The sequence below is a fragment of the Asticcacaulis sp. AC466 genome (genome assembly GCF_000495815.1).
Lineage (GTDB): Bacteria > Pseudomonadota > Alphaproteobacteria > Caulobacterales > Caulobacteraceae > Asticcacaulis.
In genome coordinates, this window is sequence record NZ_AWGE01000005.1 from 113761 (window position 1) to 136772 (window position 23012).

Sequence of the window (23012 nt, forward strand, 5' to 3'; positions counted from 1 at the left end):
TGTTACTTCTTACGCGAAAGCGCGCCATCGTAGAGCGCATTGAACATCAGTTTGAAAGCGCCCTGGGTCTGGGCGCGCAGGGCCACTTCCGGCCCAAACAGGAAGACGCGCCCGTTGCCATAGGACAGGTCAACCACGGCAGCCGTGCCCTGAAGATAGTCGGTGCCGAGCGCCCAGCCGCTATGGACGATATCCTTGCCTTCGAAGCGGATCGGCGTGTGCGCGTCCGTCGCTTCGGGCTTCAAGCGAAAGACCGGGCTGGAATCAAAGAAGAGATCGACCTTGGGCTCCAGGCCATAGCCAAGCGGGGTGGTCGGGTCGGTCGTGGCAGTCAAAAGCGCACCGGGCACGTAGAATTGGGTGCGCGGCAAGACCTGTTCCTGACCGTCCACGATCCGGGTCGTACCGTTCTGTACCGGCAGGCCGAAGGCATCGATAATGCCTTGCGAGGTGCTGCCGATCGCTACGAGCGCGCCGCCCTTTTTCACAAAATCCTGGAGGGCGGGAATGGTTTTTTCCGTCGTGATCGTACCCAGCCAGTCGCGATATTCGGCGGGAATTCGTGACGGATCAGGTTGTTTGTTCTCGAAACGGCCGCGGAACATGCCGCCGCCCTTGCTGGTGAAACGGTTCGGCAGGAGACTGTCGGACATCAGGACGATATCGTATTTCGCATTCAGATGGCCGCGATCAAGCGCCTGGGGATGAACCACCGTATAGGGAAATTCGAACTGCTCGAAGATCCAGCGAGTCCAGCCCGACGGCATGACGCCGCCATAGACATCGACCAGGGCGATACGTGGTGCTTTCAGCGCCGTCTTGGGCGATTTTGGAATAGTGTCGAGTGCATAGGTGTCAATGCCCAGTTCGGCACTGGCCGACCGGACGATGGCGCTGGCCTGGGGCGTATTGGGCACCCAGATGGCGCCCGATTCCGGTTCGCCGTCGCCCACCGCCGTGGGGGCGCTCAACCAGAAGGCCTGCTGCCGCGCCTTCATAAGCCGGTTGGTCAGGATAAAGCTGTTATTGGTGGCGTGGCTGATCAGGAAGCCGGCCTTGCCCGTGCCCACGACCCGACCCGGATAGGGCTTCAGTACGCCGTCGACCGTTTCTGTGGCCACGCTTACGGCCTCGAGCGCCCTGTCGTAATGGACACCCATCTGATAGGCGAGGGTATAGCCGGAAGCATCGGCCGGGGGGATGGGCGGGCCACCGGGATATTCGAAATTCTCGGCATAGTCCTGGGGTTCGAACATGTCGCGCAGATGCGGACGATAGGCCTGCGCCGCCTTGACGATATAACTGCCGGCCGGGTATGCCTTGCTCTCTTGCGTGAAGGCGGTGCGGGCGCGTTCGACCGTGACGCCCATCTTGATCAGGGCGTTGAGGAAACGCACGGCTGTCGGAAAATCGTGCTGGTCGGGGCTAATGATATAGGCGCGCGCGTCGCGGTAAGCCGGGTCGTGCAGGACGTCGTTGTAGAAACGCGAGTCGATGGAACTCGACCCGGTGGTCCGCGTCGGGACGGGTTTCTGCCCGGCAGCCAGTGAAGCGGCATGCATGGCGGCGATCCGGTCGGGCGTGACGGTCCAGCTGTCGCGATTGCCGGCGTCGATGCTGTCCTTGCCCATGCGGTAGATGTTGTAGAGCACCTTTTCGCGATTGGTAGCCGCATAGGTCAAGGTGGCGCGGTTGATCGCCACGCTATAGGCCACCGATTGCGCCATGGTCCACATTTGCGGCGCGACAGGGGCGGGCTGGTCGTTTTTCGGCAACTGCCGTTCGGGCACCAGCTGGATGGGTTCGGGCGTTACACCGCCGATGATTTCGACGAGCAGGCCGATGGCGTTGTGGAAATAGGTTGAGGTGCGCAGATTGCCGTTGGTCCAGGTGTCGTAGTGGGCGTCCGAGCGCGTGACGGCGCCGACCTTGCCTTCGGAGAGCAGGCGGCTGTTGAGCGCTGCGCCGACCTCCTCCAGGCTGGTGATGGCCAATGGGTGGTAGTTATAGTTGAACGGATCGCGGAACGGCGGGATGAAGACCACCGTGCCGGCTGGGCCGACCTGATGCTGGTTCAGGATGATCTGTGGCCGCCAGTCATGATACAGGACACGCGTGATGTTCTGCGTCTCGGCCATTTCCGCCATGTAGAAGTCGCGGTTGTTATCGTGGCCGATATAGGGGTGGTAGAGCTTGGGCAGACTGTCGAAATTGGTCTCGCGGTCGGCCGGGTTCTTGAAACGCATGTACCAGTCGGCGACATATTCCTGGCCGTCGGGATTGTCGGCGGCAAAGAGGACGATGACGTTGTCGCGGATGTTCCGCGCTTCGGCGTCGTCGCTCGATACAATATCGTAAACCTCCTGAATGAGGGCATGATCGGTCTCGACCTCGCTGGCGTGGATGCCACCATCGACCCAGACGATCGATTTGCCCATGGCGGCCAGATCGCGGGCCGCATCGTCGCTCAGGCCTTCGGCTCGGCCGAGACGGACGGAAATATCCTTGTACTGGTCAAGCAGGGCCAGGTTTTCCGGCGAAGAGACAATGGCCATGATCTGGCGCCGTTTTTCCGTAGTCGGGCCGATATCGACCAGCCGGATTCGGTCGCTCTGGGACGCCAGGACCTGCCAGTATTTTATCGTGTCGCTATAATTGGGCACGTAGCGGTTTTCGCCCATGACGTGACCCAGAACCGCCTCGGGGGGGCTCACCGGGGCGCCAAGCGCCGTAGTGGCCATGAGCAGGGCGACAAACGCAGCGGTTACGGCGGGGATGGGGGTCATAGGGACGGGTTCCGGAAACGATCGGGCGTGAAGGCGATGACGATGAAGGAGGTAAGGGCTGCCGCCATGACGTAGAGGGCCGGCGCGATATTGGAGCCTGTCTGTTGCACAAGCAGGGTGGCGATGAAGGGCGCGAAACCGCCAAAGAGCATGACTGCGCCGTTATAGCCGATCGACAGGGCCGTGTAGCGTACGCGGGTGGGCAGTTGCTCACACAGGAAGGTCGGGCCGACACCGCTGAACAGGCCGCTGAAAACGCCCGCCACCGCAGTGGTCAGTATGACCGACGCGCCGGTGCGGGTATGGTCCATATAGGCGAAGAGAGGATAGGCCAGGATCAGAAAGCCGCCCGCGCTCGTCATCAGGAAGGGCTTGCGGCCGATCTTGTCTGACAGAAAACCGGCCAGCGGAATGACGAGGATGTTGGCCAGTGCGCCGACAAGTGTGCCGGTATAGGCGATGCTCGGCGCCACCTTGAGGATGCGGATGGCGAAGCTGACCAGAAAGGCGCCGAACGTGTAGCCGGCCACGGTCCAGATGATCACGCTGCCGAAGATGGTGGCGACCGCCGCGCCGTGATGCCTCAGGGCTTCGCGCAGCGGCCGGACTGGCGCATCGCCGCCTTCGGCCGTGTAGTGCGGGGTGTCCTCGACGTGGGCGCGCAGATAAAAGCCTACCGGCGCGACGAGGAAGCCAAGCAGGAAGGGGATACGCCAGCCCCATGCATCGACCGACGCCGCCGGCAGGATCAGATTGAGCAGGAGAGCCGTCAATACCGCCGAAACGACGGCCAGCGAGGTGCTGAGCTGTTGCAATGCGCCGAACAGACCGCGACGGTTGGGTGGGGCATATTCGACGATGAAGGTGGTCGCACCACCCCATTCACCGCCCGCCGCGAAGCCTTGCAAGAGCCGGCAGATCACCAGGATGATCGGGGCGGCATAGCCGATATGGGCGTAGGACGGGATCAGTCCCGTGACGCCGGTCGATACGGCCATCAGGAACATGGTGATGATGAGCGAGACCTTACGGCCGAGGCGATCGCCCAGGCTACCCAGAACGATGGAGCCGACCGGGCGCATGACGAAGCCGACGCCATAGGTGGCGAAGCTGGAGAGGATCGAGGTCAGGGCATCGGCCGCCGGAAACATGGCCCGGCCAATCTGGGCGGCAAAGTATCCGTAGATGATGAAATCGAACAGCTCGAACCAGTTGCCGATCATCGCCGACCCGAGGGCCTTTGCCACGGCCGCCTTAGAAGGGGGGGGCTTGTCGATGGACGGACTTTCAGAGGTCGGCACAGCAGATGTCACAACGCAACTCCGGTCGGCATGAGAAAAAGATTACTTGGTGGATTCGGGCGGTGACGGCTTAAGCAAGGGTTGGACGACATGTCTGGGCGTCACCACCTGGCCGTTTTCGACAAACAGGATGCCATCCTTAAATACCAGGTCGACCTTTTGCAGATCCTCCAGCGACTGGTCCGGGTTGCCACGCACGACGAGGATATCCGCCAGCTTGCCCGCTTCCAGGCTGCCGATCTTGTCGTCCATGTCTAGCAGGCGCGCATTGACGATGGTGGCGGCCTTCAGGGTATCGGCCAGGCTGTAGCCGCCTTTGACGAACCATTTCAATTCGGCGAGATAGACGTTCGGGATCATCTTGTTGGCGTCGCCGATGGTATCCGTGCCGACGCCCATAACAATGCCCGCCGCCTTCATCTTCTTGAACAGGTCGAAATCATCCTGGCTGGTCATGGCGAAGCGGCGCGACGTCGAGCCATAGAACCCGCCATTGCGGTCGATGACGTTTTGATAGACCTGAAGGGTCGGCACCGAGGCCGTATGGTTCTTGGCCATGAGGGCAATGGTGGCGTCTGTTCGTGGCAGGGGGTGCTCGATCATGTCGATGCCGGCCTTGACTGCCATTTCGGTATAGATGCCCTCGCAGTCGCAGGTGACTTTCAGGCCCAGCCGATGGGCTTCATCGACCGCGGCCTGAACTTCGTCGGGTGCGAAATGGCTGGCGATCTTTATGACGCTGGCGCCGTCCTTGAAAACCCGGCGGACCGCCCCACGCCAGGCATCGGCGCCGTCAACCTCAATCGCATAATCGTGGCCGTGCGTCGGGGTAAGGGGGCGTTCAGTGGCGTGGCCGCCTGTCCCGGTGATGATATGGCCGGCGGTGAAGACGCGCGGGGCGGGTATGGCGTCCTTGGCACTCCATTGCGCCAGTACATAGGGCGCCTCACCGATGCCGTTGAGATCGCGCACGGCGGTAAAGCCGGATTCGATCATCCAGCGCAGGTTGCGGCTGCCGCGCAGGGCGCCATCGACGGCGCTGCCCTGTTGGTCGATATTGGCGTCAGAGTCGGGATAGGTCAGGTGGACATGCATGTCGATCAGGCCGGGCATGACCGTTTCGCCGGTCACGTCGATGATCCGGGCGTCGGCCGGCCAATCCGTCGCGCCGGCCGGCAGAATGGCGCGAATATGGGTGTCTTCGATCACGACGGTCGCGGAACGTGCTGACGCACTGACCGCGTCAAAAACCCGGCCGCCCCGCAAAACGGTGATCCGGCCCTTTTCGGCGGCGGGCTTTTTGGGAATCCGGCGCGGATCATCTACCGTTTCGATCCCTTTCAGAACAGGCCTGCGGTCCTGGAGCGTGACCTGCGCCTGGGCCGTGGTGCTCAGGGCCGTCAGCACCAAAAGGCTGGTGGCTGCAATGCCTAATGCCAAGCGGCGTGACGGGTTTACGAAGTCGGACAGGGACATGGCTAGGCCTCTTGGGAGGAAGGGGGACAGTGACCCCGGTTGATCACTGTCCTATACGCTTTACAGGTAGGCTTTACACGCGTAGCCGAAGGCTACCTCTTCCACGACAGGCGGGCATAGTAGTAGCCGCCATAGCCGCCGAAGGGGGAGTAGGCCGCATAGGGTGAACTGCCGATGGTATTGGCGATCGTGTTCTTGTCCGGATAGACGTCGAACAGATTGTAGGCGCCGACAGCAAAGCGGTAGCCGTCGCCGAACTTGCGGGACAGTTCCAGGTCGGTGATGTACTTGGCGCCGAACTTCTGGTCGGTGGCGCTGGTCGCCCCCAGCAGGTTGAACTCACCATACCGGGTTTCCTTGACACTGACGGCGTAAGGTCCGGCGGTCCAATCCGCACCGAGGATGACCTTGTCCTTGGGTTGCAGTTCGGTGATATAGCCTTGGGTCTGGCGATCGAACAGGGTCAGGCCCAGGCCGGCCAAGGCGGCCGGCGTATCCGCGATATGGCGGATTTCGGTTTCGTTGTGGTTATAGCCAAGGGTTGTGCGAAGGGTGCCAAAGCGCGCGGTGGCGAGCGTGTAGGTGGCGACGAGATCGACGCCCTTTGTCGTCGTATCGATGGCGTTAGCGAAGTATCGGACATATTGATTGCCGGAGAAGCCGTTGGCGATCAATATGTTCTTTACGCCGGCGCTGGACAGAAGGCCGGTGAGCTGTATGCGGTCATCGAGCTCTATCTGATAGGCATCGAGGGTCAGGGTAAAGCCATGGCCGGGCGTCAACGCGAAGCCGCCGCTGTAGTTGCGCGATTTTTCAGGCTTGAGTGGCTGAGCGCCGAGCGCAACGCCGACGGGGGAGTCGGTTTTGACGATCTTGGACTCGATTAACTGGTAGGTCGTGCCGATCAGGTTGAACTGGGTGCCGGTCTGCGCATACCCCATCTGGGCCAGGGACGGCGCGCGGAACCCGGTGCTGGCAGCGCCACGGACCGTCAGCCAGTCGGTGACCTTGTAGCGGGTCGAGATCTTGCCGCTGACGACATCGCCTGCGCTGTCGTCATAGGTTTCGAAACGGGTGGCGGCGGTGACCAGCCATTTCGGCGTTACATCGAGCGCCAAATCGACATAGGCGCCTGTGACGTTGCGCGAAATGTCGGCTTCGTCGCTGGGCAGGACGATGATGGCGCCCTGGGCGCCCGTCAGGGCCGGCTTTCCGGCATTGGTGCCGCTGGTGTAATAGTAACCGCCGTTGACATAGGCCGCCTTGTCAAGCGCATGGGTCTGGTAGTTCTCGTGACGGAATTCCGCGCCGGTCGACACCTGGAGCGCCTTGCCGCCGAACACGTCAAAATGCCGCGTCAGGTCGAGATTGGTCGTCCACTGATCGAACTGGGAGCTGTAGGTCTCAAAGCGGGTGGGACTGGCTGCGCCCAGGGACGCATTGATCGAACTGTCGGCGCCGTTGATGACGTGGTCGCGGCCGAACGTGGTCCCCAGATTGCTATCCCAGCCCTTGAATGTGCCCTTGACGCCGGTCGAGAGCTGGAAGTCGTATTCCTTCATCGTATAGTAGGGCGTGAAGCCGTTGGGATAGATGGCGGTGATATTGCTGTTGGCGTTCGGCTTGCGCCCGGCCTGGCCCGCGCGGCCGTCGCGCGTCGTAAACGTGGTGACAGCGTAGAGCTGCGCATTTTCGTTCAGCGGAAGAACGGTGTTGGTGACCAGATCCAGGCTGTGCACCTCGGGCAGACCGCCCTGGTACGTGCGGCGATTGGCAGAGGCTTCGCGTGGGTCGGGCTTGCCGCCGATCGTGTCATAGAATGTGCCGGTGGCGTCTGAATTGCGCACCACCTTGTCGGCCGACTTGAGTGCCAGGGACACGGTTGTCGAGCCATCGTGCGGCAAGGCGAACCCTTGCGAGGCCTGCACGGAAACCGTGGTGCCGTCGCCTTCGAAGCGCTGGCCGGCTTCGACGCTGCCGGAACTGCCAGACTTGTTTGACTTGAGGATAATGTTGATGACGCCGGCGATGGCGTCCGAACCGTACTGAGCGGCGGCGCCATCGCGCAGGATTTCAATGTGGTCGATGGCGCTGGCCGGGATCAGGTCGATATCGACCGGATTGGCGCCGGCGGACACATTGCCGGAATTCAGATTGATCAACGAGCTGTTGTGGCGGCGTTGCCCGTTGACCAGAACGAGGACGTGCACGCCGGACATGCCACGCAAACCGGCCGGGCGGACAATGCTGTCCTGCGACGAACTACCGACCGCCATGGCTTGATAAGACGGCACCAGTTGGGTCAGCACGTCACGCAGCGGCATGCTGCCGGCCAGTTTGCCGATCTGATCTGCGCCGATAATGTCGATGGGCGCCGGGCTGGAGGTGACCGTGCGGGGCTTGCCGCGCGAACCGGTGACAATGACCTCGGTCGTGGTGTCGGAAGTGGCCGCCGATTGGGCCATGACCGGTGCGGCGATAAGGGCGGTGAGGGCTGACGCGGTCAGCAAGGTGGTGCGTAAAGACATGTTATCCCCTTAGATTTAACCGAAGATGTAATGAACACAGGGGCGTGGGAGCGCACCCTATGGCCATTTTTGTGTTACGTGCAGACACATTTTTATTATTCAGTAGCGTCAGTGTTCCAAATGGTACACTGACCATATAGCAAATCCCTACCATATCAATTTAGATTTATTGACATGAGGGTTTAGGCGTTAGGCGGCGGTAGCATCCCGGTCTGTAGCCAGGCTTCCCAAGTTCAGGCTTCCCAGGGCCTGGTCAAGATCGGCAATAAGGTCGTCAACATTTTCCAGACCAATATGTAGTCGTATCAGCGGTCCGGGCTCCGATTTTGAGCGGCAAACACGCTGGACCAATTGCGGGTTGGCATTGATGGCCAGGCTTTCGAAACCGCCCCATGAGTAGCCCAGCCCAAACACCGACAGCCGATCGAGGAAGGCCTCGACCTGCGGAGCGAACCGGGGCTGGAGTTCTACGCCTATCAGCCCGTTTATGCCGCTGAAATCGCGTGCCCAAAGGGCATGGTTCGTATCGTCCGGCAGGGCAGGGCACAAAACGCTACGCACCTGTGGCTGCTCTTTAAGCCATTTGGCGACGGCCAAGGCAGAGGCGGCATGATGTGTCATCCGTGTGTGCAGGGTGCGCAGACCGCGGATCGCCGTATAGGCGTCATCCGGTGACACCATCCATCCGACTTCGCGATAAGCGGTCTTGAGGCGGGCCGCCGCAAGGCCGGTCGCGGCCGCGCACCCCATGAAAGTATCGGAATGACCGCAGACATATTTGGTGAGGGCCTGCACGCTGACGTCGACGCCGTGATCCAGGGGTTTGAACAGAAGACCGGCGGCATAGCTGTTGTCTATGACCGTAAACACGCCCGCCTCACGTGCCAGCGCGGCAATGGCGGCGACATCCTGTATTTCAAAGGTCAGTGAACCGGGCGACTCCATGAATATCAGGCGGGTCTTCGGCGTGACCAGCCCGGCGAGATCATTGATGCTGGCGGTGGGTGCGTAATACCGTGTCGTAACGCCCAGACGCGTCAACATGCCATCGAGAAACCGGCGCGTCGGGCCATATACCGTGTCAACGGCCAGAACCTCGTCACCGGCACAGGTCAGGGCCAGCAAAGCGCCCGTGATAGCGGCCAGGCCGGAGGGATAAAGGGTAACGTCCTCGGCATTTTCCAGCTTCGCCAACATGTCTCGCAACAGGGTATGCGTCGTCAGGCCGCCACGTCCGTAGGTCTGTTGCGATTTGTCATAAATCTCGCTGGCGGAAGACAGCAGGAGGGTCGAGCCCCGTTGAATCATGGGCGCGGCTGTCTGGCGTGCCTTGCGGCTGTCGCCATGACTGGTGATCAGACGAGTGCTAAGTGACAGGTTAGGTGAGGACGACATACGCAGGACCGGGTTTTAGGTGGGTGTGAGAGAACCCTAACACGGACTGTTGAAAAAAATCTCCACCATTTTTCAGCTAATTTTACCAAAAATGTGGGACAAATAATCTAAAAATTAGTCAAAATTGCAAAAATAAATGACTATAGTGCATTTTTATCTCTGTTCCATTTGGTACATTTTTGCGATCAGGGCGTCGCCTTAAGGGGCAGGGCGGTCGTATGCTTTATCTCTTCCATGGCGAATGCGGAGCTTACGTCAGTAATCCGAACCTGGGAGATGAGGCGCTTATAGGCCCGGTCGTAGGCCGCCATGTTCTCCACCTTAAGCTTGAGCAGATAATCCACTTCACCGGTCATGCGATAAAACTCGACGACTTCCGGCATATTGTGTACGACCTCGGCAAAGTGGCTGAGCCATTCCTCGCTGTGCTCGCTGGTCTTGATGCTGACGAAGACAATCAGATCGATCCCGAGCCGCGCCGGGTTCAGAAGCGTCACCCGGCGGCTTATGACCCCGTCTTCTTCCAGGCGCTTCATGCGGCGCCAGCAGGCATTCTGAGACAGGTTGACGATCTCGGACACGGCTGCGACCGACAGTGTGCCATCCTCCTGCAAGGCGCTCAGAATGCGAACATCGGCGTCGTCTAGAGCTACCCGGTCTGACATGTCATGTTTCCTGAAAGGGTTTGAAGTGAACGGCCTGGGAATATCCGACGCCGGTAAATAAAATTACGCGGTCCCACCCTTTGTGTCGAGGTCGGCATAGAGTTCCGTTTTTGCCGGCATACAATGCCTAACGGGTCGGCGACATCGACAGTTTTTATAAAATTGCGGATCGAAAGGTGACGATAAGAGCCGTTTAAATCCCTAATTGTATCGGCGCGCGCCTGGACGCGCCTCGAGATTGAATTGTGTAGTTTTTGCGGTGTATTTTTACAACATTTATGAAATTCCTTGAGATCGTAACCGAATTGGACGCCGAGGTCATTGACAGTTTGTAGTTTGCGTAACTCTACTAATGTAGTTGCGCTACATGACGTAAGCTCACTCATAGGAAGATAAATGCGATGAAGAGGATTTTGCTAGCTGGGGCAGCAATGGCTGCGCTGACACCTATGGCCGCGATGGCCCAAACGGCCGCACCCGATGCGACATCAACAGATGCAGCCGAGCCGGCGACAGAAGTCATTGTAACCGGGATTCGCGCCAGTTTACGTAATTCTCTTCAAGCTAAGCGCACGGCTGAGGCGGTCGTCGATTCCGTCACCGCGGAAGACGCCGGCAAATTCCCGGACACAAATATTTCTGAATCTCTGCAACGCGTACCCGGCGTAGCCATACAGCGGAATGCCGGGGAAGGGCAATTCGTCTCCGTACGCGGTTTGGGGCCTGAATTTAATAATGTCCTCGTCAATGGTCGCACCATCCCGACCGACAACCAGGGCCGCGAGTTTTCCTTCGATGTCTTGTCTGCTGATCTTATCTCGCGCGCTGACGTCTATAAGACGTCGTTGCCGGAGTTACCAGAAGGCGGCATCGGGGCAACCATTAACATCCAGACCGCCAGGCCGCTGGATACACGCGGCACTCATGCAAGCGTGAATGTCTTTGGCTCATATGACTCGCTGACTAAAGACTATTCGCCGAACATGAGCGGCATCTTCTCCTACGCCAATCCGAGCCACAATTTCGGCGTCGTCGCGTCCTTGTCCTACACCGACCGGGAATCCAAGCAAAATTCCGTTCAGACAGACGTCTGGGTGTCCCGTCCAGCTACGGTCATTACCGGTTCGGAATCTTCGGTCGGTCTGCCAGCCAGCGCCGCAACGACGCAAACCTTCCTTATGCCGAGCAATCTGGGCTTTCACCAGCAGGACGCTTCGCGAAAGCGAGTCGTGGGTAATCTTACCCTCCAGTTCAAGCCGAACGACGACTGGCTGATCACGATCGACAGCCTGTATTCGCGCCTTGATCAGAAGATGACGGATTCGATTTACAGCGCCTACTTCAACCCCGCCTTCATAAATCCTGTGATCGCGTCGGACGGCACCGTCCAGAGCTTTACACGTCCAGGAACGACCTTTGTTGCCAATAACCCGGCCCTGGCGTCGCAAGTGGGCGCGTCTCAAAACGACAACATTGTCACGACCAATAATCGCCTGGCCAACACCTATGTCTTTGGTGTCAATTCAAAGTGGACGGTATCCGATACGCTAAAGGTCGAGGGGGATCTGTCTTTTTCACGGGCGACGGGGACCGGGGTGAATCCCTATATCGTCATCGGCGAGCAATCGGTTAACGGCCAGACCTTCGCTCTGAACGCGGGCGGCAAAACGCCAATCCTGACTATCCCTGATACGGTCACCGACCCCAGCCTGATGCGCTCGCACTGGTCGGGTATCAGTGGCAGCAGTGTCAATGATAACATCCTGGATGGGCGTCTTGAGGCCAAATGGACCCATCACAAAGGATTTTTCAACGGGTTGACCGTCGGCATCGACTACTCCGACCGCGAAAAAACCGACGCCTATTCGTCTTCGCCCTATGGATGCGCCTACTGCGGCTACCATTACCCCGCCAATCCGGCCTTACTGCAGGTACAGTCGTTCAACAACTTCATAAGCGGTGTCCAGGTGCCCGTGGCGGCCCACTTCACCTACGATCCCAATGCGGTCGTAGCCTGGCTGCAGGATCCGTCCAATCTGGCGCACTCCAATGATCCGGCGACAGCCCTGTCGTTCGCGGGCGGCCCGCTTACCCCCGTGCCCCAGCCCTCCGGCACCATCGACGTCACTGAAAAGGTGACATCGGCCTATGTCGATAGCAACTGGTCGGGTGACAACTGGTCGGGCAATGTCGGCCTGCGCTATGTCAGTGTAAAATCGCAATCGATAGGGTACGGCACGCCCTTGCTCACAGCCATAACCAACTATCCGGCTGATTCAAATTACCAATATACCTACGGCACACCCACCCGCCTGACGAGTTCCAATAGCTATTCGGACCTGTTGCCATCCGCCAACCTGAAGATCAGTCTGACCGAGGATATGCTTCTCCGGTTTGGTGCGTCTCGCACACTGACGCGGCCCACGCTTACGGATCTGGGTATCAGCAATACCTATGGCGGCTACTATGGCGCCCCGACCTCATCCGGCGGCAATCCCGACCTGTTGTCCATGCACTCGAACAATTACGATGTGTCTTGGGAATGGTATCTGTCGAAGATCAACTATCTAGCGGTAGCCGCGTTCCATAAGGACGTGACCGACTTCATCGAGACAACAACGGTTCTGCAAACGGAACCTGTCATTCCGGAGAAGGTTTATGATACGCGTCCGCGCAATGGCGCCAAGGGAACCATCAACGGGTATGAAGTCTCCGCTCAGTACGCGCTTAATGAGACCGCCGGTTGGGCTTCGGGTTTTGGCGTGTCGGCCAACTATACCCACGTTGACGCGACGGCGGTTCGATCCGATGCGGCAGACAAATGCGGCTATGACGGCCTGTCTCCCGATTCCTATAATTTGGCCGGTTTCTACGACAACGGAACTCTTCAGACTCGTATCGCCTATAATTGGCGATCCGCGTTTCTCGTGAACTGTTTTGGCTCTGGCGTCCTGCCACGAAATCGCGCGGCCTACGGCCAGGTGGACGCTAGCCTTCGCTACAATATCAATGATCGTATTCAACTCTATCTCGATGGGGTCAATCTGACCGATAGTCTTGTTAAAGAGTATGAAGTGGATACGACGCATTTCCTTCTGCTGGAACAGGATGGCCGGCGTATTAATTTCGGCGTGCGTTATAAATTCCAGTAATGCAAACGAAAGCCCTTCGGGCTTGATCCCGGAGGGCGGCGGCCTTTTTATACTTGCGTGTGATGCGCCAGTGCTGCTGGCGCATCATTTTTTCATAGACTCCAGGATTGTCGTTTCCAACGCACAGACGATTCTGTCCGGGCCGGTGACAGACTACCCAAACTGGCCAATTGGAATGTCGGACTATTGACACCGATTTTGTTTGTAGTTTATATTGTGTAGTATAACTACTTTTGCATAAATGGGCAGGTACTTTGGTGCCGCCTGGAATTGGAGACACTATGACCATCACCCGCATTGGCGATCCAAGATCCGGCAGCGGGGGGCAAATGCTTCCCTTTTCGCAGGCGACAGAAGCGGGTGGCTTTGTCTTTGTCTCCGGTCAGGTCGGTTTTGACGCCAGCGGTGAGATCGTACAGGGTGGCATTGTCGCGCAGACAAAGCAGACCATGGACAATATTGTCGCTATTCTGGCAAAGGCAGGCTGCACCTTGGCCGACGTCGTGAAGGCCAATGTGTGGCTTGATGACACGCGCGATTTCCAGGCTTTCAACCGCGTCTATGCCAGCTATTTCGATGGCCAGCAGTTGCCTGCACGCTCTTGTGTCCGGTCGCAGATCATGATCGATGCCAAGGTCGAGATCGACGTTATCGCCTACAAGGCCAAGTAAATGGCGGCGGCTGTCTATGCCTATCCTTGGAATTTTCACGATCTCGATGGTGCGGTTTCCCGTATCCGGGCGATCGGCGCCGATGAAATAACGCTGGCGGCCAGCTATCACGCTGGCAAGTTTTTGCAGCCGAGGGATGTCAAGGCTCGGGTCTATTTTCCCGAAGACGGAACGATCTATTTTCGCCCGCGCAAGGCCTATGGAGTGGTCCAGCCGAAGGTTTCTGTCCTGACGACAGAGCGCGATATATTGGCAGACCTGTGTGCGTGCGACGATATTGCCGTAAATGCCTGGGTTGTCCTCAACCACAACACGCGGCTGGGCACGCTCCATCCGGAGCTTACGGTGCGCAATGCCTTTGGCGATGCTTATCCCTATAGTCTGTGCCCGTCGCAAGCCGAGGTGCGCGCCTATGCGGTGAGCCTGTGCAGCGACATGGCCGAAAATTATCGGTTGAAAAGCCTGCTGTTGGAAACGCCCGGTTTCCTGACATATGGTCACGGTTTTCATCACGAGTTCGCGCAGGTCGAACCCAATGCCTGGCTCGACGCCATGCTCGGCCTGTGCTTTTGCGAGTCATGCCGTGCTGGTGCCGAGCGGGCCGGGATTGATGCCTCTGGCCTCGCCCATCGTGTATGCGTGGCGGTGGACGGCTGGCTGGCGGGGGCAGAGTCCCCGTCGCTTGACCACTGGAACGAAATCGATCCGGATCTGGCGGCCTATCATCGCTTCCGTTGTCAGGTTGTCACCTCTTTGGTGGCCGACATTCGTGCTGCGGTTACTCCGGCCGTGCGCGTCAAGGTGATCGCCACGTGCCAGCGCCCGCACGCCACGGCCTATCTCGAAGGTCACGACCTGGCTTCACTCGATGCGGTGAGCGATGGTCTTGAGCTGCCGCTATACCAGTCTTCGCCTGAGGCTGTGTTGGCGGACGGGCGTTATGTTCTGGGGCTCGTGCCGCCCTCCCGCACCAGCGTCATCCTGCGGCCGGGCTATCCGGATATGATGCAGGAAAGCGATCTGACTGAAACGCTTCACGGCCTGGAAGGTCTGGGGTTGTCAGATTTTGCCTTCTACAACTTCGGCATGTTGCGTGAGATGAACCTGGATTGGCTCAAACGCGCACTGACAAAAAAGGTCCATTATGTTTGATTTCAGCGGAAAAGTCGTCCTGATCACCGGCGCGGCCGGCGGGATTGGCCAGGGTTTGTGCGAAGCCTTCCTGGGCTGGAACGCCACTGTGCTCGCGCTCGACCGGGACGGCGACGCCCTGGCCCATATGGATGCGCGCCTTAAGACGGCGGCGGTCGATCTGACCGATTTGGCGGCGACGAAGGCGGCGATAGACGGCTTGGTAGCCCGCAGCGGTCCGGTGGACATTCTGGTCAACAATGCCGGCGCCGCCGCAGCAACGGCGCTGGCGACGCTGAAGCCGGAAGACTGGACGCACGATCTGGCCATCAATCTGAGCGCCGCCTATCACTGCGTCGAGGCCGTGAAGGCGGCGATGTTCGCGCGCAAGGCCGGCGTGATTATCAATATCGGCACGGTCAATGCGGGGCTTGCCATAGGTCACCCTGCCTATAGCGCGGCCAAGGCCGGCTTGATAAGCTATACCAAGGCCTTGGCGGTGGAATACGGCCCGCTGGGCATACGCGCCAATCTCGTGGCCCCGGGCACGGTCAAGACCCAGGCCTGGGCGGATCGCGCGGCGAAAAAGCCGGAAGTCTTCGACGATCTCAAAAAATGGTATCCGCTGCGTGATTTCGCCGATCCGAAGGACATCGCAAATGCTGTTGCCTTCTTGTCGAGTGACCTCGCCCGCATGATTACGGGCGTGGTTCTGCCGGTCGATGCGGGGCTAACAGCTGGCAATCCCGTATTGGCTGCCGAGCTCACCTTGGAGCGGTTCTGATGGCAATTGATCTTGAGCCAATCCTCGATTTACGTCTCAGCGCAGGGATAAAGGGGCTGCCGGCATCAGCGGACGGACTGAGGCTGGGAGAGGTCGGGGCGCAGGGGTGGAACCTCCTTGATGGTTCGATTCCGCTACCGGCGGCGATCGTGCGCAGCAGTGTACTGGCGGCCAATCTCCATGCCTTTCAGGCCTATATCGATCAGGCGGGCGCCAAACTGGCGCCGCACGGCAAGACAAGCATGTGTCCGCAATTGTTTGATCGGCAACTGGCCGCTGGTGCCTGGGGGATGACGGTGGCGACCTTTTCCCAGGCAATGACTGCGTTGACGTATGGTGTCAAACGGCTGCTGATCGCCAATGAGCTGGTGGGGGAGGCGGAGATCCGGGCGCTTGCGGCTCGTCAGGACGCTGCCCCAGATAGCTTGATAATAAGCCTGGTCGATAGTCTGGCCGGTGTCGACCGGCTTGAAGCCATTTTAGCGTCCGCCGGGGCCACCAGGCCGTTCGAGGTGCTGGTTGAACTGGGTATTCCCGGCGGCCGGACGGGTGCGCGTACGCGCGACATTGCTCTGGCCGTTGCGCGCCGGGTGGCGTCGTCGCCTGTGCTCGCCCTGCGCGGCGTGGAGGGGTATGAGGGCCTCATCGTTACCGGCGATGCGGTGGAGGATGCCAAAAAGGTCAATGCCTTCCTCGATGATCTGTTGGGTGTCTTCAACATCTGCCGGGGGGAAGGCCTCTTCACTGGTGAGCCCATTCTGAGTGCGGGCGGATCGGCCTATTTCGACCTGGTCGCGCGCGGCTTGAAGACCGATGGTCTCACGCCTCTGTTGCGCAGTGGCTGCTACCTGACCCACGATACCGGCTTTTACAATCGACTGCTTGCCCATGTCGGCGAACGCGGCGTACTGGGCCCGGCGCCAGCTCTGAAGCCTGCGCTCGAAGTATGGGCACAGATTGTCTCCCATCCCGAACCGGATCTAATCATCGTCAATGCCGGGCGTCGCGATCTGTCCGACGACGCGGGATTGCCAAAGGTCGAATATCACGCAACCCCTGGCCCGCGCGCGTCTGCACAGCCTGTCGAAGGCTGGGCGTTTTTCCGTATGAACGATCAACACGGCTATATCCGGCTGCCTACCGGCGCCTCGGCGTGCATTGGCGACTATGTCGGCCTCGGTATCTCTCACCCCTGCACCACGTTCGACCGTTGGCCCGTCCTCCTTGAAGTTGACGACGCCTACGCCGTGACCGGCGCCCTCAAGACATTTTTCTAAAGAGTCGTTATTCCATGTCTCCAGTTCCCGCCGATATTCTCCTGCTGAATGGCCTCGTCTTCGACGGCGGCGGTGATGCCCCTTACGTTGCGGACATCGCAATCCGCGACGGTGTCGTCGCGGCCATAGGCCAACTGGGCGAGTTACCCTCGCGCCAGCATTTTGATCTTGCCGGTAAGGCGGTGGTGCCCGGATTTATCGACGTGCATTCTCACGACGATTATGCCTGCATCCGCCAGCCGGAAATGACGGCCAAGATCAGTCAGGGCGTGACAACGGTCGTGGTCGGCAACTGCGGTCTGTCGATTGCTCCCTTGCGCTTTCCGGGCGCACCTGAAGAACCCTTCAACCTGCTGGGGGATGACAAAGCCTTCTCGTATGCCAGCTTTGCCGACTACGCGGCGGCTATCGATGAGGCCCGTCCGGCGGTGAATGTGGCGGCATTGGTCGGCCATACAACCCTGCGCAAGATCTGCCTGGCCGACCTGGGCAAGGCCGCCGGGCCAGATGAGCGCAGACATATGCAAATCCTGTTGGCCGAAGCCTTGCAAGCAGGGGCCACGGGCCTGAGCTCCGGCGTCTATTACGCCCCGGCTGCGGCTGCCGATCTCGATGAGCTTACCGCCCTGGCACGTACAGTCAGCGACCATGGCGGTGTCTACGCGACCCACATTCGCAGCGAATATGACGGCATTGCCGAGGCGTTGCAGGAGGCGTTTACGACCTCAAGCCCGGCGCAGACGCCGTTGATCATATCGCACCACAAATGCGCAGGCGTCCGCAATTGGGGACGTTCGGCCGAAACCCTGGGCTTGATCGACGCCGCGGCCAAAAGGCAGCCGGTGGCCATGGACACCTACCCTTATACGGCAGGCTCTTCGGTGCTTAATCCTGATCTGTGTGATGGGGAGATCAAGGTTCTGATCAATTCGTCCGAAAGCCACCCGGATCAGGCGGGGCGTTACCTGAGTGACATTGCTGCCGATTGGGGCATAGATGAGCGTGAAGCGGCGAAACGCCTGCTCCCCGGCTATGCCTGTTATTTCCAGATCCATGAAGACGATATGCGCCGCATCCTGGCGCACCCGTTGTGCATGGTGGGCTCGGATGGTCTTCCCAATGACCAGAATCCGCACCCGCGACTGTGGGGCACCTTCCCGCGCGTGCTTGGGCACTATGCCCGCGACCAAAAATTGTTTTCGCTGGCCGAAGCCGTCGCCAAGATGACGGCGCTGCCCGCCCGCCGCTTCGGTTTTCATGACCGGGGCCGTCTGGCCGTAGGCATGGCCGCCGATATCACTGTCTTTGACATGGATACCGTGGCTGATCGCGCGACTTTTGAAAAACCGATCCAGATTTCAGCCGGTATCGACGAGGTCTTCGTCAACGGCGTGCACAGTTGGTCGCACGGGGAGGGGCTGGCGCGTGCCGGCGGTTTCCTGTCGCACAGGACAATTCCGGCCGAGGCTGCCGCCGTCGCTGGTGAATAACAACAAAATACAGGGAAGCAGAGCATGCCGACACCGGGACAATCGTCTGGACAATCTTCCGCAGGGACGGCGCTTGAGACCACGCCCTGGGGCTCTGTTTTCATGTTTTGCGGTCTTTTCGCCATCTTTGGCTTTGTGACCTGGCTCAACGGGCCGCTGATCACCTTCTCCAAACTGGCCTTTTCGTTAAGTGACGTCGAAGCCTTCCTGGTGCCGTCTGTTTTTTATCTCTCCTATTTCTTCCTCGCCCTGCCTTCGGCCTTTATCCTGCGGAAAACCGGCATGAAGACCGGCATGGCGCTAGGCCTATTGGCCATGGCCATCGGCGCCGCCGGCTTTGGCCAGTTCGCTTCCATGCGTCTATTCCCGCCGACGCTCGTTTCGCTGTTTGTTATTGGTGCCGGCCTGTCCCTGCTGCAAACAGCTTCCAACCCCTATATTTCCGTCCTGGGGCCGATCGAATCCGGGGCGCAACGCATCGCCCTGCTCGGCATCTTCAACAAGCTGGCAGGAGCGGCCGCCCCGGTACTTATCGGCACATTTATTCTCAATGGTATCGGTCATATGCAGGCCCAGGTCGATGCTGCCCCGACCACAGCCGCGCGCGATCTCTTGCTCGACGCTTTTGCCGCTCGTATCCATCTGCCGTACCTTTTGATGGGCGCGTTCCTGGCCGTCATTGCTGTCTTGGTCTATAAATCGCCCTTGCCCAATATCAGTGATGACGCCAACCCCGGATCGGGCAAGAGCTTTGTCGCCGCCATTCCGCAGATGTTTTTCGGCTTCCTGGCCATCTTTTTCTATGTGGGCGTCGAGGTCATGGCCGGTGACGCCGTCGGCACCTATGGCAATGGCTTCAATCTGCCGCTTGACCAGACCAAGTTCTTCACCAGCTTCACCATGGTGACGATGCTGATCGGATACCTCTGCGGCCTGGTGGCCATTCCGCGGTTTACCAGCCAGGAAAAATATCTCACCTTCTCGGCCGTGCTCGGTATTCTGTTTAGTGTCGGCGCTTTTCTCACCAAGGGCTATACCTCGGTGGCCTTTGTCTGGGCGCTTGGCTTTGCCAATGCCATGATGTGGCCGGCTATTTTCCCGCTGGGTATCCGCGGTCTGGGCAAGCTGACCGAGTTCGGGGCGGCCTTTCTCGTGATGGGTATCATTGGCGGCGCCGTGATTCCGCAACTGTTTGCCCATTTCAAGGACCAGTACGGTTTCCAGCTCGTCTTTCTTTGTCTGATGGTCCCGGCCTACCTATACATTTTCCTCTTCGGTTTGTTTGCGGCACGGCTGGCCAAGCGGGGCTAACAGTCTGTTGTAAAAGAATGTAATTTTGCTACAACAAACAGCATGACCGTATTGAATGACATCCTCACGACCATTCGTGATCGCGCCCCGCATGAAGATGGCGTAAATCTGAAAATAGGCGAAGAGATCCTGCGCGATCCGGCGGCGGTCGTTGATGTCAGTATAAAAAGCTTTGCGAACCGCATTGGGGTCAGTGAGCCGTCGGTCATACGCTATTGCCGGTCAATAGGCTGCGAGGGCTTCAAGGAGTTTAAAAAGTATCTCGCTCAATCTCTCGTTCTGGAACAAAAATTCTCCAAGGCGACGGCGGCAGAAGCGGGCGGCGACGCGGGATCGCAAGGCGGCGATGAGCGGTTTGACCGCCTCAGCACCAGTGTCGCGATCGCCTTAAGATCGGTAAGTGAAACCGAGCATTTTGAGCAAATCGACGCTGCCGCGAAAGTGGTGATGGCCTCATCCATGATCGCCGCCTTTGGCGTCGGCGGCAGTTCGGCCGTCCTGGCAATGGAAGCGCAAAATCGCTTTTTCCGATTGGGACTTCGCGCGGTCGCCCACGTGGACAGCTATATGCAGCGGATGACCGCCGCGACCCTCAAAAAAGGGGACTGCGTTCTTATTATATCGTCAACAGGGCAACCTGAAACCCTTGCGGAAAGCGCCCGAATTGCCCGCAGCTATGGTGCAACCTGCATTGCCATGGCGCCGCTGAACAGTCCGTTGGCTGGCGTCGTCGATATCCTCATCCCCATAGAACTGGCGACCGATATTCCGTACCACCAACCCAATCCGGTCAGGTTTGCACAATTGTTTATGCTCGACTGCATCGCCGACCGTGTAGCGCTCATGATCGGCAAGCCGGCAAGTGAGACGCTCCGGCGCGTCTCTTCTGCCGTCTCGCTTCAGCAACACTATCTGCCTACGGGTGATTAACCGGCGTCAGTTCGAGCGTTTTCACCTCAAATGGCTTAAGATGAAGCGTGACGGGCTGTCCTGCAGATAGGGTTATATTCGGCGCCTTGGCGCCTTGCCACGGTGCGTGAGCGGTGTAGACCTTGGCCGCATCCGCAGGCAATTCCAGCGCAAGGCCGATGTCGAGAGCAAAGTCCTGGCTCTTGTCAGAAGGATTGCGCAGGGTGATGATGCCCTTGTGCGGTGCCCAGGCGGCCCAACCATAGACCTCTAGGCGACCCGGGTCGCCGCCAATCCAGTGGGTGTCCTTTAGAACCTCGGCATTCGCCCGGGACCATTTCGCACCTTCCGCAAGAACATCCCAGTCAGACGCGGATAGTAAAGACGGTGTAATATACATTTCCTGCAAGGCCGTACCGCTGCCGAAATAGGAACGCACCTCGTCGCCAAATTCGTGTTTTGGGTCCGTATCCAGGCCCGACGCGTGCTGCGCGTAAATAATGCCGTGCAGCATGACGGAGTTCAATGGAAACAGGGGACCGCCGATTACAATATTTTCGTATTCTTCGCGATCGCGATAGGTCATCCAGCGCTGACGTGGCGTGCCAACGCCGGTAAAGGCGTGATCCTGACCGCCGCGCCAGATCGAATCGGCATAGCGCAACCAGGCTGGCGAGGGGTATGTACCGGTCGTGACATTGATGAAAAGATCCGGTTGCGCGGCACGCAAATCATCGATCAGGTGAATCGCGGCGTCGAAATCACTATTGAACCGGCTGCCGGGAAACACCTTGTCTGCATTGCCGGTACCGTCCAATTTGAACTGGTTGACACCTTGCCGCGTCACCAGGTCTAAGGTCGCTTTGCGGAAATTGTCGTAGTATTTCGGTCCTGAAAGGGCAAAGCCGCCCTCGACGATCTCGTAGCCGGTGGTTTTGCCCTGAGCGACACGCGCCGCCTTGCCCGTATTATAGCCGCCCCACGGCGATAGCCACACACCGGGTGCTGCGCCATACTTGGCGGCGGCATCGCGCAAGGGGATGAAGCCACCCGGGAAGGCTTTGCTGAAGTTCCAACTGCCCGACAGGTCGTCCCATCCATCATCAAACAGGAAGGAGTCCAGTTTCACGCCGCGTTTGACGGCCAGTTCGTTTCCGAAGGCATGGATACGGTCCAGCGCGTCGGACTCGGTGTAGGCAGAATCATACCCGATATCGTACCAGGAATTATAATGCAGGAAGGTGCGATAGGGATGGGCGCGTTCGGCTTCGATATAGCCGAGAAAGTCCCGGCGCAATTGGCCGGGCGCACTTACACCCATCACCGCGGAAATTGTCAGGCTCTGGCCCTTACGCAATGGCAGAGCGCTATCGAGCCAGACGGAAACCTTATCTTCTTCGACTATGGCCCGACTGTTGGCCAGCGGGTTTTCGAACATGATATAGTCATTGCCGGCAACGATCGGGGAGCCCGCCACCTTGCCCGAAACCTCGGCACCTGGCGCAATTGTTTCCAGCAGACTCACCTTGGGAATCAGCTCGTCCTGGGTCAGGGCGGTGATGGTTACGACTTCACGCAGATATTTGGCATTTTCAGGCTGCACCAATCGCCAATCGATACGCAACCGGCCGCCCTGAGTGGTGAATGTCCCCTGGACCTGTTGCTGAGGCCGCGTCTCTGACAGCCGCGACGCTTTTGAATTGCCCGGTACGGTTACCGCCCGCAGAGGGCCGTCCAACTGAAGATCGGATAATGTCACCGTCGAACCGTCGCTTAGCGAGAGCGAAAATGGGGAGGCGACGCTTAAGGTTCTCCCGGTCAGCTTGTCGATAAACCGAACATCTGAGACGCGATTGTCACGGATCGCCCATGTCAGGCCGCTGGTGGCATTGCCAAGGGATTGTACAGGTTCTTCAGCAGCGGCGGCTCTTATTAAGGTGGCCGCCGAAAGGATTGCCAAGACAGAGGCACAGACGTTTCGCACTGACATGCAAGTCTCCGTATATGTAGCGTTGCTACATAATATGCGCTACAGTTTTCGGGTAATGTCAATTCCTAAATGCGGCATATCGCAGCTTGGTCCGTGCCGGTTGGTCGTCGAGTCGGCGTTCTGCATACCGCCCCGCCCCAAGTTGC

The 23012-nt window shown here is 59.0% G+C and carries 15 protein-coding genes; 8 read left to right on the plus strand and 7 right to left on the minus strand.

Translation table 11 applies throughout. The features are described from left to right. Nucleotides 1–2: 2 nt before the first annotated feature. From AEAC466_RS27835 to AEAC466_RS27860, 6 genes are all read right to left on the minus strand, one after another. A complete protein-coding gene (locus tag AEAC466_RS27835) occupies nt 3–2786 on the minus strand; it encodes a M14 family metallopeptidase (protein WP_023457045.1) in 2784 nt (927 codons plus the stop codon). After that, nucleotides 2783–4099: an MFS transporter gene (locus AEAC466_RS27840; protein WP_031238281.1), complete on the minus strand. Its 1317-nt coding sequence runs from the start codon at nt 4097–4099 to the stop codon at nt 2783–2785. The genes AEAC466_RS27835 and AEAC466_RS27840 overlap by 4 nt, the downstream gene beginning before the upstream one ends. Nucleotides 4100–4129: 30 nt before the next feature. Further along, nucleotides 4130–5563, minus strand: a complete 1434-nt coding sequence (locus AEAC466_RS27845) for an amidohydrolase family protein (protein WP_023457047.1) — start codon at nt 5561–5563, stop codon at nt 4130–4132. Between the two features lie 92 nt (nt 5564–5655). After that, complete coding sequence (locus tag AEAC466_RS27850) at nt 5656–8091, minus strand: TonB-dependent receptor plug domain-containing protein (protein ID WP_023457048.1); 2436 nt, start codon at nt 8089–8091, stop codon at nt 5656–5658. Between the two features lie 189 nt (nt 8092–8280). Beyond that, the gene (gene metC, locus AEAC466_RS27855) at nt 8281–9486 is read right to left on the minus strand and encodes a cystathionine beta-lyase (RefSeq protein WP_023457049.1); all 1206 of its coding nucleotides are present in this window, start codon (nt 9484–9486) and stop codon (nt 8281–8283) included. Nucleotides 9487–9671: 185 nt separating this feature from the next. Continuing rightward, on the minus strand, nt 9672–10151 hold the full coding sequence (locus AEAC466_RS27860; RefSeq protein WP_023457050.1) for an Lrp/AsnC family transcriptional regulator: 480 nt from the start codon (nt 10149–10151) through the stop codon (nt 9672–9674). Nucleotides 10152–10582: 431 nt separating this feature from the next. Between AEAC466_RS27860 and AEAC466_RS27865 the strand changes: the two genes are divergently transcribed. From AEAC466_RS27865 to AEAC466_RS0122140, 8 genes are all read left to right on the plus strand, one after another. Then, nucleotides 10583–13303, plus strand: coding sequence for a TonB-dependent receptor (locus tag AEAC466_RS27865; RefSeq protein WP_023457051.1), 2721 nt, complete (start codon nt 10583–10585; stop codon nt 13301–13303). A 281-nt stretch (nt 13304–13584) separates the two neighbouring features. Next, the gene (locus tag AEAC466_RS27870) at nt 13585–13974 is read left to right on the plus strand and encodes a RidA family protein (RefSeq protein WP_031238284.1); all 390 of its coding nucleotides are present in this window, start codon (nt 13585–13587) and stop codon (nt 13972–13974) included. After that, nucleotides 13975–15126, plus strand: a complete 1152-nt coding sequence (locus AEAC466_RS27875; RefSeq protein WP_023457053.1) for a hypothetical protein — start codon at nt 13975–13977, stop codon at nt 15124–15126. It begins immediately after the preceding gene. Further along, nucleotides 15119–15889: an SDR family oxidoreductase gene (locus AEAC466_RS27880; protein WP_023457054.1), complete on the plus strand. Its 771-nt coding sequence runs from the start codon at nt 15119–15121 to the stop codon at nt 15887–15889. Before AEAC466_RS27875 ends, AEAC466_RS27880 begins: the two co-directional genes overlap by 8 nt. After that, a complete protein-coding gene (locus AEAC466_RS27885) occupies nt 15889–17166 on the plus strand; it encodes an alanine racemase (protein ID WP_023457055.1) in 1278 nt (425 codons plus the stop codon). The genes AEAC466_RS27880 and AEAC466_RS27885 overlap by 1 nt, the downstream gene beginning before the upstream one ends. 14 nt (nt 17167–17180) lie before the next feature. Beyond that, on the plus strand, nt 17181–18656 hold the full coding sequence (locus tag AEAC466_RS27890; RefSeq protein ID WP_023457056.1) for an N-acyl-D-amino-acid deacylase family protein: 1476 nt from the start codon (nt 17181–17183) through the stop codon (nt 18654–18656). 24 nt (nt 18657–18680) lie between these two features. Next, nucleotides 18681–19967 carry a sugar MFS transporter gene (locus AEAC466_RS27895; protein ID WP_031238285.1) on the plus strand — a complete coding sequence of 429 codons (1287 nt, stop codon included), beginning with the start codon at nt 18681–18683 and terminating at the stop codon, nt 19965–19967. Nucleotides 19968–20009: 42 nt separating this feature from the next. Next, a complete protein-coding gene (locus AEAC466_RS0122140; RefSeq protein ID WP_023457058.1) occupies nt 20010–20897 on the plus strand; it encodes a MurR/RpiR family transcriptional regulator in 888 nt (295 codons plus the stop codon). Here the strand turns inward: AEAC466_RS0122140 and AEAC466_RS27900 are convergent. Next, on the minus strand, nt 20884–22866 hold the full coding sequence (locus AEAC466_RS27900; RefSeq protein WP_023457059.1) for a hypothetical protein: 1983 nt from the start codon (nt 22864–22866) through the stop codon (nt 20884–20886). The genes AEAC466_RS0122140 and AEAC466_RS27900 overlap by 14 nt on opposite strands. Nucleotides 22867–23012 lie beyond the last annotated feature (146 nt).

Bases quoted from the DNA above. Each gene is read 5' to 3' on its own strand.
- AEAC466_RS27835 (WP_023457045.1), bottom strand. From the start codon at position 2,786: ATGACCCCCATCCCCGCCGTAACCGCTGCGTTTGTCGCCCTGCTCATG.
- AEAC466_RS27845 (WP_023457047.1), bottom strand. From the start codon at position 5,563: ATGTCCCTGTCCGACTTCGTAAACCCGTCACGCCGCTTGGCATTAGGC.
- AEAC466_RS27850 (WP_023457048.1), bottom strand. From the start codon at position 8,091: ATGTCTTTACGCACCACCTTGCTGACCGCGTCAGCCCTCACCGCCCTT.
- metC (WP_023457049.1), bottom strand. From the start codon at position 9,486: ATGTCGTCCTCACCTAACCTGTCACTTAGCACTCGTCTGATCACCAGT.
- AEAC466_RS27860 (WP_023457050.1), bottom strand. From the start codon at position 10,151: ATGTCAGACCGGGTAGCTCTAGACGACGCCGATGTTCGCATTCTGAGC.
- AEAC466_RS27865 (WP_023457051.1), top strand. From the start codon at position 10,583: ATGGCTGCGCTGACACCTATGGCCGCGATGGCCCAAACGGCCGCACCC.
- AEAC466_RS27870 (WP_031238284.1), top strand. From the start codon at position 13,585: ATGACCATCACCCGCATTGGCGATCCAAGATCCGGCAGCGGGGGGCAA.
- AEAC466_RS27875 (WP_023457053.1), top strand. From the start codon at position 13,975: ATGGCGGCGGCTGTCTATGCCTATCCTTGGAATTTTCACGATCTCGAT.
- AEAC466_RS27880 (WP_023457054.1), top strand. From the start codon at position 15,119: ATGTTTGATTTCAGCGGAAAAGTCGTCCTGATCACCGGCGCGGCCGGC.
- AEAC466_RS27885 (WP_023457055.1), top strand. From the start codon at position 15,889: ATGGCAATTGATCTTGAGCCAATCCTCGATTTACGTCTCAGCGCAGGG.
- AEAC466_RS27890 (WP_023457056.1), top strand. From the start codon at position 17,181: ATGTCTCCAGTTCCCGCCGATATTCTCCTGCTGAATGGCCTCGTCTTC.
- AEAC466_RS27895 (WP_031238285.1), top strand. From the start codon at position 18,681: ATGCCGACACCGGGACAATCGTCTGGACAATCTTCCGCAGGGACGGCG.
- AEAC466_RS0122140 (WP_023457058.1), top strand. From the start codon at position 20,010: ATGACCGTATTGAATGACATCCTCACGACCATTCGTGATCGCGCCCCG.
- AEAC466_RS27900 (WP_023457059.1), bottom strand. From the start codon at position 22,866: ATGTCAGTGCGAAACGTCTGTGCCTCTGTCTTGGCAATCCTTTCGGCG.